The sequence below is a fragment of the Hydrotalea flava genome, from assembly GCF_001623405.1.
Taxonomy (GTDB): Bacteria; Bacteroidota; Bacteroidia; order Chitinophagales; family Chitinophagaceae; genus Hydrotalea; species Hydrotalea flava.
In genome coordinates this window covers 38564-49735 of sequence record NZ_LUHG01000044.1, presented here as the reverse complement: position 1 = coordinate 49735, position 11172 = coordinate 38564, and the positions used below count along the sequence as shown (strand labels likewise).

Here is an 11172-nt window from a genome sequence, read left to right as displayed (position 1 = left end):
GATCGAACTCTTTTAAAATACTGGCAATCTGATGGGGACTGAATCTACTCTTTTTCATAATTAAACGTTTTAAAGTTATACATTTTTTGTCTACTTATAAAACGTACTATTTTTGGGGGAGCTTACAGGGTGGCCTGGAATAAATTCTGAATGCTATGATGGTGATTGATAAATTGGAAATATAAATACATCAACAGTTCAGTAGCATATACTAACCATTGTCTAATCCACTTCCCCCGGAATCTGGCTTATTATTGTCGTCTTTTTTAAATTCTAACTTACCGAATTTCCAAGTAAAATTGAGTCCAATAGAGCGGAAAGGAATTTGTCTTAAATTATTGGTGGTAAAATTAGGCCCTGTTAAAACCGTTCTCTGATCAAGATATTGACTGAATACATTTACTGCTGTTAAAGCCAAACTTCCTTTTTTGTTCCAGAATTGTTTACGAACCGCAAAGCTATAAGTAGTGAAAGAGGGATACCTGCCCTGTACTTCATTTCTGGCAGAACGAAAATTACCAAATACTTCTGCTGCTACATCATGTTTAAACTGGTAACTCGCATTTAAATTAATATGGTAATTGAAACTATTTGAATTATAGCCGGGATCTAATGCGTTGATGGTATTGCGTTCATAAAAAAACATATTGGTACGCAGGTTTAATGCATTAGACACATCAATACTGGCAAATAAATTTACACCCATATTTTTCTCCAAGCCAATGTTCTGTCGAGTACTCACAGATACGTTTGTAAAAACCGAATCGCCTACGGTATAATCAGGATAAAAAACCACATAAGGCTGTATATCATGATTTGATGTGCGATAAAATGCTGCAATCATGAACGAACCTATATTATTAATTTGCTTGTTGTAACTCAACTCATAGCGGTTACCTATTTGGGGTTGTAAATAAGGATTGCCGGTTGAAATATTTTTAGGATCGCTGGTATTAACGAAAGGATTCAAATCCTGATAGCTGGGGCGTTCTATTCGTTTAGAGTAGCTAATTTTTAAAGTTGAATTGCCGGTTAATTTTCTGATGAAGTAAACACTGGGTACAAATGTATTGTAACCCGGGGTTTTTACCTGGGTGATTGCATTGGAATAATAATCGTTTATTTCAGTTCTTTCGTAACGTCCGCCAACTTTGGCATCAAACAAAGTTCCAACCGGAAAACTTAATTCGCTATAAACAGCATATACCTGCTGATGGTAGTTGAGATGGTTGGATTGTGTAGAATCGAAATAATAATTGCCGGTATTGTTATTGAGTGAAAGAATGGAAGCTGTGCTGTTAATATCGGTTAAAGTAACTCTGCCACCGGTTCCAAATTTTATTTTTGAGGTAATGGGTTGTGTATAATCTACCGTCAATACATGTACGTTATTGGTACCCGGATTATCGTTCTGTGTTCCAAAAAACTTTGAATCGGATGGTACTAAAAACTGCTCGCTGTTTGAGTAACCATGATTATGTCCAAAACTGGAATTCAATGAAATATCCAATTCCTGATCGGGCTTTGCAAATGTTTTCTTGTAATTTAAATTGGCATCAATATTATGAAAATGAAATCCGCCATTTGAGTTGCTGAAAGAAGTGATGTCAGATAACACATTGCCACCGTTCATTATATTGGTGGTGGTTTGTGTTTGGTTCACAAAACCGCTGCCGGCATACCCAAACAAATTATAATTTACACCGCCTGAAATATTATTCATTGAATCGAGTGTCCAGTCGAAGCCAAGCCCCGATTGCATGCCATGACGGGTAAAACGTGATGTGCCTGATTGTAATAAAGCAACATTGGTTTTATTCAGCGTATCCATCGATGCTCTGTCAACTGTATTGGGAGTGGTTGATCTTAAACGGGCACCGCCGCTTACAAATGCATTGATACCAAAATTTTTCTTTCTTGCTGTTAGGTTAAATGAACCATTTTGCAATAAAGTACCTGCTGTTAATGACAAATTTCCATTGATGCCTTTTGCATGGTTATCTTTTAAAATGATGTTAATGATACCACCTAATCCGGATGCATCATATTTGGCGCCGGGGTTGGTAATCACTTCAATACTTTTAATCTGGCTGGCAGGTATTGCCTGCAATACATCGGCAATATTATTGCCAAATGCGGTAGAAGGTCGTCCATTAATTAAAAACTGAATACTGGAACTACCTGCCAACTGTACATTACCATCTACATCTACTGAAACCATGGGCACTTTCTTCAATAAATCAGTAGCTACTCCGCTTTGTGAGGTAAGGTCTTTTTCTGCATTAAAAACCATTTTATCAATTTTGTTTTCAACCAAAGGCTTTTTTGCAGTAACGGTAACGCCTTGCAGTACATTTTCTTGTTTAGCCAATGCAATAACCGGTAAGTTGATGGAAGCGTTTTTTTGTACACTAACTGTATTAATGGTATATTCCTGATAACCCAGCGATTGTATTTTAAAAATATAATTGCCCGGAGCCAATCCTTTGATTACAAAAGAACCTGTACCATCGGTAATGGTTCCATTAATTACATTTTTGGTGCTTTTATTTAACACAGTAATGGTGGCATATTCAATGGGTTGTTTGCTTACAGCATCTATTACTTTTCCGGTTACTTTGCCCGCAACATCATCAAAAGCCTGAACCTGTGTTGAAACAATAAACAATAAAACAGTGAGGAAAAATTTATACATCAGTTAAAAGAATTTAGGCAACTAATAAATTGCGAAATTAACCTTGTATTCTGTAGGAAATCTGTATAGAAACTATGCAGTATGTTAAAATGTATGAGCGGTGTTACTTATTTGATGAATATCAAAAAACCTGATGTAAAATAAAAGAGGCGGCCTCAATTTTGAGACAGCCTCTTAAAAAAATGATGCAACAATTTATGCAGATTCTTTTTTCTTTTTTGCTGTTTTAGGGGTAAGCATCAGGAACATTCTTTTGCCTTCTAATTTGGGTAAACTTTCCGGCTGACTAATTTCGGCCAGTCTTTCAGCAAATTTTAATAATATCAGTTCTCCTCTTTCTTTAAACTGAATAGCCCTTCCTTTAAATTGAACATAGGCTTTCACTTTATTGCCATCTTGTAAAAACTTTTCTGCATGTTTGGATTTAAAGTCGAAATCATGATCATCGGTGCCTGGCGTAAAGCGAATTTCTTTTACTTCGCTTTGTTTGGCATTGGCTTTCATTTCCTTTTCTTTCTTCTTTTTCTCGTACAGAAATTTTTTGTAATCAATTACTTTACAAACCGGTGGATCTGCGTTGGGCGATATTTCCACCAAATCCATCTCTTGTTCTGCCGCAATTTTCAATGCTTCCTGTAACGGATAAATACCCACGGTTACATTATCGCCTACCAACCTTACCTGCGCTGCTCTGATTCTTTCGTTAATACGATGTTCAGGTTCCTGATGTCTTTGAAAGCGGGGATTCATTCTTCCTCCGTATCCACCGCTGTTACTTTTAAAAGGTAATGCCATTAAAACTGGTTTGATTTAAAAATTTAAGTGTAAAAATAATGATTAAATATTGCTATTCAACAGATTTACGGTTAGATATTTCTGCAACGATATTTTTTATGAAAGCTTCAACAGGTAAAGTGCCTACATCTCCTTTTCCCTGACGGCGAACTGAGAGCATATTTTCATTCATTTCTTTTTCGCCCACTACCAGCATATAAGGTATCCGCATCATTTCAGCTTCCCGAATTTTCTTTCCTATTTTCTCATTGCGTTCATCTACCTGAGCACGTACACGATATTGCTTCAATTGCCGTGCTACTTCCTGTGCATAAGCAGCAAACTTATCGCTAATGGGCAATACAGCCACTTGCTGCGGCGCAAGCCATACCGGAAATTTACCTGCATAATGTTCTAACAAAAAGCCAATAAATCGCTCATGTGTACCTAAAGGTGCCCTATGAATAATCAGCGGAATATCTGTATCATTATTGGCGGTGGTGTAGGCCAATGAAAATTTTCTTCCTGAATTAAAATCAACCTGGTTGGTGGCTAAAGTAAACTCACGCCCAATGGCACTCCATATCTGTACATCAATTTTAGGCCCGTAAAAGGCAGCTTCATCGGGCACTTCAATAAAAGGTGTATTGGTTTCTATTAAAACTTTACGTACCATTTCTTCGGTTTCTAACCACAATTGCGGTTCATTCACATATTTCTGCCCCAGTTTAGCCGGATCGTGCAATGATAAGCGCATCACATATTTATCTATTCCAAACAAATCAAAATATTTCAGATACATATTGTTTACTGCCTTAAATTCTTCAGCAAACTGTTCTTTGGTACAATAAATATGTGCATCATTCATATGCAAACAACGCACCCGCATTAGGCCAAATAATTCGCCACTCTGCTCATATCGATAGCAAGTACCATATTCTGCAATACGGTAAGGCAAATCGCGATAACTTTTGGGTTCCGCAGCAAAAATTTTGTGGTGATGCGGACAGTTCATGGCCTTTAAATAATATTTCTCTCCATCCATTTCCATTGGCGGGAACATACTATCTGCATAATAAGGCAGGTGACCGCTGGTTAAATACATGCTTTCTTTGGCGATGTGCGGTGTAACTACCCTTTTGTAACCGGCTTCTTCTTCTGTTTCTTTGGCTAATTTTTCTAATTCTTCAATAATGATGGTGCCATTGGGCATCCATAAAGGCAAACCCGGGCCTACATCATCATCCATTGTAAAAATGCTCAATTCCTTCCCCAGTTTACGGTGGTCGCGTTTTTTAGCCTCTTCCAACATGACCAAGTATTCATCCAATTCTTTCTGATTCGGGAAAGTAATACCATATACTCTGGTTAGTTGTTTATTATGCTCATCGCCCTTCCAGTATGCACCGGCTATATTGGTAAGTTTAATGGCTTTAATAAAACCGGTATTGGGAATATGCGGGCCACGGCACAGGTCGGTAAAGTTACCCTGGGTATAAAAAGTAATTTCGCCGTCATTTAAATTTTGCAAAAGGTCTAATTTGTATTCATCGCCTTTTTCATTAAAATAAGCAATGGCTTCCGCTTTGGGTATGGCTTTACGCTGATAGGCATTGGCCTGTTTAGCCAGTTCATTCATTTTTTTCTCTAATGCCAGCAAATCCTCTTCCGTCATTTTTCTGTCGCCCAAATCCATGTCATAATAAAATCCATGGTCAATGGCCGGGCCTACCCAAAATTTAACACCTGGAAACATACTTTCTACTGCTTCGGCCATTAAGTGTGCAGAAGAGTGCCAGAATGTTTGTTTGCCATCGGTATCATTCCAGGTAAGTAATTGCAAACTAGCATCGGTTTCAATAGGGCGGGTAGCATCCCAAACTACACCATTTACTTTAGCTGCCAGTACTTTTTTTGCTAACCCTTCACTGATAGATTTTGCTATTTCTAATGAAGTTGTGCCTTTTGGATAAGACCGCACTGCACCATCCGAAAAACGAATTTCAATCATATTTAATTTTAAATATATTTTTTAGAGAAACACAAAGGTAACAAATTGGCAGCAGAGATTTTTTTTTGTAATAAATTGCTCAAAAAAACCTTAACGCTTTATTATACTGCCACCCACTTTAAGAAACTTAGCTTTGTAAGATATGTATCGTGTTGTTGCATTAAGCCTTTTTCTCTGCCTGAATTTCCAACTGCTCCCGGCACAAAAATTAACGGGAATATGGAGAGGCTATTTTATACAAAAAAATTACAACCCCTTTTCCGGACAGTTTGTGGAAGACAGATATAAGTATGAAGTGCAAATTAATGAACTGCCCAATAAAGCATTAGAGGGCGTTACCTACTCATATAAAACCACTGTATTTTATGGCAAAGCCGAATTCAGGGGCCTATATACCCCTTCTACCAAAAATCTGGTGATCAAAGAAACCAAAATGCTGGAAATAAAAGCCGGTGATTTAACAGTGCCTTGTTTAATGACCTGTTATTTAGATTATAGCAAAGAAGGTAAAATGCAAACCCTATCGGGTACCTATTCCAGTATGGGTGAAAAAGATAAAAGTGATTGTGGCAGCGGGATGGTGTATTTAGAAAAAGTACAGGAGTCTGATTTTGAACCGGCTCCTTTCCTTAAACAACATCCGTTGGTTGAAAAAAACAAGTCCGAAAAATTAACGGAAACCATGCCATCTGCCGATATTAATATCAAAAAAATTCAAGAAGCACTTGGTGTTGTTGCGGATGGCAAATGGGGTACTGCAAGTAAAGCAACTTTACTGAAAAAAATTCCGAATGCACAACCCAATCCTGATTTTAGCAATCAGCAACAAGTAAATGCACTACTGATTCAAATACAAAAAGCAAATGCACAAAAAACGCAAAAAACCAAAACAGAAAGTGTAAAACCCACTCCTCAGCCAGTAACCGACTCAATCGAAAACATAAAAAAAGTACAACATGCATTGGGTTTAGTGGCCGATGGAAGTTGGGGGCCTAAAAGCAAAACTGCCTTATTGAAAAAAATTCCTGATACGAAGCCTGTTCCTGATTTTAACAAAAATGAACAAATTAATGCGCTGATTCAACAATTGCATCGAACAACACCTTCAACACCCACTACACAAAGCAATCCAAATGAAACAAAATCGGTTTTAAAAGATACAACAAAACCTATTGTTTCAGTAATGCCACACACTGTTATTCCTCCTGAATTAACGGAAAGGAAAAACAAAATGGTGAGAGAAATTTTTGTTTCCTCTCCTGATGTTAAAATTGATTTTTACGACAATGGCGTAATTGACAATGATACTATTACCGTATATGATGACCATCAATTAGTGGTGAACAGCGGCAGACTCAGCGAAAAACCCATTACAGTATACTTGCATCTGAGCAAAGAAAATCCAACACATGAAATTATTACAGTAGCCAATAATTTAGGCGATGTACCGCCCAATACCGCATTAATGGTAGTTACAGCCGGTAATGAAAGGCATGAAATTTTTATTACTTCTGATGAAGGTGTCAATGCCAAAGTACTAATTACTTACCGACCCAAAACCATCCGGGCAGAAAAATATTAAAATAATGATGCAAATGCAAGCTTGTTTTAAGGTTTAAATTGTAATGAATCCAATAAATTACCACAAACAGTTTTTGCTTTTGGCAAATATGGATTTTGAATTTCAGAACGATTACTTAACCAATCGGATCCAGCATTATTAAAAACAGTAGAACAATGAAAATGATATACTGTTTCTTTACTGTATTGAACGGTTCTAATTAAATCATATAACGCCTGGCTTACTGCAGCAAAACCTTTTAATTTTTCCTGCATATTTTGTTCACCACCCATACCCGCTAAATCTGCCTTTATGTTCGCAACATTTTGTTGTGCTGTTTCAATAATCACTGTATCTGCTTTCAGTAACTGAAACGGTAAACTATCGGCAGCAGTCATCATATCGGTAGCAGCTTTGTTCACAGTATTCATTTGTTGATGATACAATCCGTCAGACAATTGATAATACTGGTGCAGAAACACCGAAAATGCAGCATCAAATTTTATTTGGTGTTTCGATACCATGAGTGGCTCATCTGTATTTTTCTGAATAGGAACTTTCTTATCGGTTTGATTACATGCTACTAACCCTATTACAACAAAATAACATACAAAACCCCAATGCCATAATTTCATACCATCAATTTTATACTGAATAATACATCAAATTTACGTAAACCTGCGCAAATCAGTTCTGGATTACCTTCAATATATTGATAATTAGATGCATGTCATTTATTGCATGCATGCATTCGAACCAGACAATTACCTTTGCAGCAAAACATACAAAAAAAAATGTTGATAGGTTTACAAAATGTTACGTTTGAATTTGGTGCAAGAGTAATTGTAGCAGATGCTACCTGGCATATACAGCCGGGCGACAGAATTGGATTAATTGGGTATAACGGAACCGGAAAATCTACCCTTTTAAAGGTTTTGGTGGGCGAGTATACTCCATCAAAAGGCACAGTTGAAAAAGGGAAAGATACCACCATTGGTTATCTGCATCAGGATTTATTGAGTTTTGATACCAATGATTCCATTCTTGAAGTGGCGATGGGTGCCTTTGAAAAAGTAAAACAATTAGAAAGAGAAATTACGGAATTGGGTAAAATTTTGGAAACAAAAGAGGACGAAGCACTTTTAATGGCATATACCGATAAGTTACACGAACTGGAAGTAGCCGGCGGTTATACCATTCATCACAGAACAGAGGAGGTATTACAGGGACTTGGCTTTCAGAATGCCGATCTGCACCGTCCCTACAAAGAATTCAGTGGTGGATGGCGGATGCGGGTACTTTTGGCCAAAATGATTTTACAACAACCCGATGTACTATTGTTAGATGAACCGACCAACCATCTTGACCTGCCTTCTATTGAATGGTTAGAAAAATATCTGAAACACTACCAAGGCAGTGTTGTAATTGTGAGCCATGACAAGTTTTTTCTGAATAGGATGGTGAATAAAATTGTGGAACTATACCAACAGCAATTGCATGTATATGTAGGAGATTTTGATTTTTATGAAAAGGAAAAAGAGCTGCGTATTGAATTACAACAGAAGGCTTATGAAAACCAGCAGGATTATATACGCCAGCAGGAAAGATTCATTGAACGTTTCCGTTCAAAAGCTTCAAAAGCGGCCGCAGCACAAAGTGCCATAAAACGGTTAGATAAAATTGACAGAATTGAAAACGTTACACTTGAACGCCCGAACATTAAAATCAATTTCCAGGTGGATAAGCAACCTGGCAAAATAATATGCGAATTAAAAGATATACAAAAAAAATTTGGAGCTACTACAATCTTACAAAATGCACAGGCAGAAATAAACCGAGGTGATAAAATAGCACTGATTGGTGCCAATGGTAAAGGAAAATCTACTTTGTTAAGAATTGTTGCCGGTACCGAAACATTTGAGGGATTGCGCAATTGGGGCCATAATGTTGAGGAAAGCTTTTATGCGCAACACCAATTAGAGGCCTTAAACCTCAACAATTCAATTCTGGATGAAATGAAAGAATGTGGCAGCAACAAAAATGAATTGGAGCTGCGCACCTTGTTAGGTTGTTTTTTATTCAGCGGGGATGACAGCGATAAAAAAATCAGATTACTCAGCGGAGGTGAAAAAGCTCGTGTTGCTTTGGCCAAAGTAATTGTAAGCCGAAGTAATTTTTTATTACTGGATGAACCTACCAACCACTTAGATATGCATTCTGTTGAACTATTGGCCGAGGCACTCAATAATTATGAAGGCAGTTATTTATTAGTTAGTCACGACCGATTTTTTATTTCAAAAACAGCCAATAAAATTTGGGAAATTGTTGACTATCAGATTAAAGAATTTAAAGGAACTTATCAGGAATGGATAGAATGGAATGAAAGAATGGCGAAGCAAAATTCTTCCAAAAAAGAAGGAAAAGCGGCAACACCTCAGCCGGTTAAGGAAGTAGCTTTTCAAAAAAATAACATCCCATTCAATCAACTCGAAAAACAACAAAAAAAGGAATTAGCACAGGTAAAAAGAAAATTTCAACAAACAGAGGCTTTATTAGAAACACTGAACGAGAAAAAATCAGCTTTGGAAATATCATTGGTACACCCCGATTTGTACAAGGATCCTGCAAAATTTTCTGAATTTGAAAAAGCCTATGCTGCGATTCAAAAAGAATGGGATGCCGCTCAGCAGCAATATGAAATTTTATTTGAAAAATTGATGGAATTAGAGGGTTAATGGTCTGGCATTACAAACTCAAGCACAATTTTATATTGTTGTTTTGAAAGCGGGGAAATGTTGGTATTTTTTTGTAATTGCATGGTAACTACCGGATAAGTTGCTTTGGTAATATCAGATAATTTTGCAAATACAACTTTTGCTTCTGCAGAGCTGTTTTTTCTGAAAATAATAAACATAGCCCTCTCCCCTTGCAGCTTTTACATTATCAAAAGCTGCCTGATATTCACTAATGGCATTGAGTAAACTATCAAATCCGGATTGGGAGTAGGTATAAAAAACGGTATCGTTATTGGTATGTCTACTTTTTATAAACATTGTTATTTTTTTTACTCACAGTTGAGCCAGCATGGCCTTAATAAAGTCGGACACCAGATAACTGATTAATTTTCCGGAAGCAATATTCTGACGGCCATCTTCCAGTGTGGTAGCAGCTTCGCAGATATGTAAATAAGCAGGACGAGTATTCCAGGCCATAAAATTAACATATTGCCGAGCATGGATAACACCAATACCTGTTGGGCTGCCGGCACTACTCAATATATTCTCAATAGCATCCACATCTAATTCAATGCCACATAAACCTCCTTCCGTAAAACCGGCAGCATGTGCCATTGCCTGTTGAAAACTACGTTTTTCGTGCAGAAAAATATCTTCATAAGTAATGCAATCAATAAAAGGATTGTTCACAATATCCATCCAGATGTTTTGTGCAATATAATTTTCGTGAAGGCCCAGAATACAATATTTTTCCAAATAACCATCTTCTTCCGCATAGCGGAAAGCATTGCCACTATGCCTTCCTTCCATGGCACGGTAATCGGCATGTGCATCTAAATTAATTACATTTATCTGCGGCAAATCAATCACACCCGCTTTGTACCAGCCTTTTGCAGCACCTTTAATACAGGGGTAGGCATTGTTATGGCCACCGCCTATAATAATGGGAATTTTTTTTTGCTGGGTTATTTCATGAATCATCTGTTCTACAGCATCATCAATGGTATTTACTGCATGTCGGTAGGCTTCTATTTTTTCTTCATGATTATAGGCATTCATTTCAATAATATCCTGCAAAGAGTTAAAGTCGAAATAACCGGCTATCAAAATTTCCCGGCCATCTAAAAAATCGTTGCTTTGAATGTTGAGAAAAGTTTGCAAAAATGCTGACCAGGCGGTATGTGCGCCACCAATCCCTTCATTGGCCTTTATGCCAATATCTTCCGGAATACCCAGCACCACAAAATCCGCATCCGATTCCATCATACTTTCTCTAAATTGCTGCACCTGATGCATGGTCTGCACCCGCTCCCCTAATTTCGTTTCGTACCTGCGTATACGAACCAACGATAAAATGTCTTCTTTTTTAAATGGGTGCAGATAGGGCATAATTGAA

General features: G+C 37.3%; 8 protein-coding genes. 2 read left to right on the top strand and 6 right to left on the bottom strand.

The window, feature by feature from the left end:
- Positions 1-211: 211 nt before the first annotated feature.
- The 3 genes from A0F92_RS04480 to thrS form a co-directional block, all read right to left on the bottom strand.
- Positions 212-2695 carry a TonB-dependent receptor domain-containing protein gene (locus A0F92_RS04480; protein ID WP_068242115.1) on the bottom strand — a complete coding sequence of 828 codons (2484 nt, stop codon included), beginning with the start codon at positions 2693-2695 and terminating at the stop codon, positions 212-214.
- A gap of 195 nt (positions 2696-2890) precedes the next feature.
- Entirely contained in the window at positions 2891-3490 is a 600-nt protein-coding gene (gene infC, locus A0F92_RS04475; protein WP_068242113.1) for a translation initiation factor IF-3, read from the bottom strand.
- Positions 3491-3542: 52 nt separating this feature from the next.
- Entirely contained in the window at positions 3543-5480 is a 1938-nt protein-coding gene (thrS, locus tag A0F92_RS04470) for a threonine--tRNA ligase (RefSeq protein WP_068242112.1), read from the bottom strand.
- 142 nt (positions 5481-5622) lie between these two features.
- Here thrS and A0F92_RS04465 point away from each other — a divergent pair, with 142 nt between their 5' ends.
- Complete coding sequence (locus A0F92_RS04465) at positions 5623-7062, top strand: hypothetical protein (RefSeq protein WP_068242110.1); 1440 nt, start codon at positions 5623-5625, stop codon at positions 7060-7062.
- Positions 7063-7088: 26 nt separating this feature from the next.
- On the opposite strand, the gene A0F92_RS04460 is transcribed toward A0F92_RS04465, so the two are convergent.
- The gene (locus A0F92_RS04460) at positions 7089-7676 is read right to left on the bottom strand and encodes a DUF3347 domain-containing protein (RefSeq protein ID WP_068242109.1); all 588 of its coding nucleotides are present in this window, start codon (positions 7674-7676) and stop codon (positions 7089-7091) included.
- A gap of 159 nt (positions 7677-7835) precedes the next feature.
- Between A0F92_RS04460 and abc-f the strand changes: the two genes are divergently transcribed.
- A complete protein-coding gene (gene abc-f / locus A0F92_RS04455) occupies positions 7836-9776 on the top strand; it encodes a ribosomal protection-like ABC-F family protein (protein WP_253810156.1) in 1941 nt (646 codons plus the stop codon).
- Between the two features lie 114 nt (positions 9777-9890).
- Here abc-f and A0F92_RS15505 read toward each other — a convergent pair whose 3' ends face one another.
- Positions 9891-10094, bottom strand: a complete 204-nt coding sequence (locus A0F92_RS15505; RefSeq protein WP_167516808.1) for a hypothetical protein — start codon at positions 10092-10094, stop codon at positions 9891-9893.
- A gap of 15 nt (positions 10095-10109) precedes the next feature.
- Positions 10110-11165, bottom strand: a complete 1056-nt coding sequence (locus tag A0F92_RS04445; protein ID WP_068242107.1) for an arginase family protein — start codon at positions 11163-11165, stop codon at positions 10110-10112.
- Positions 11166-11172: the final 7 nt, after the last annotated feature.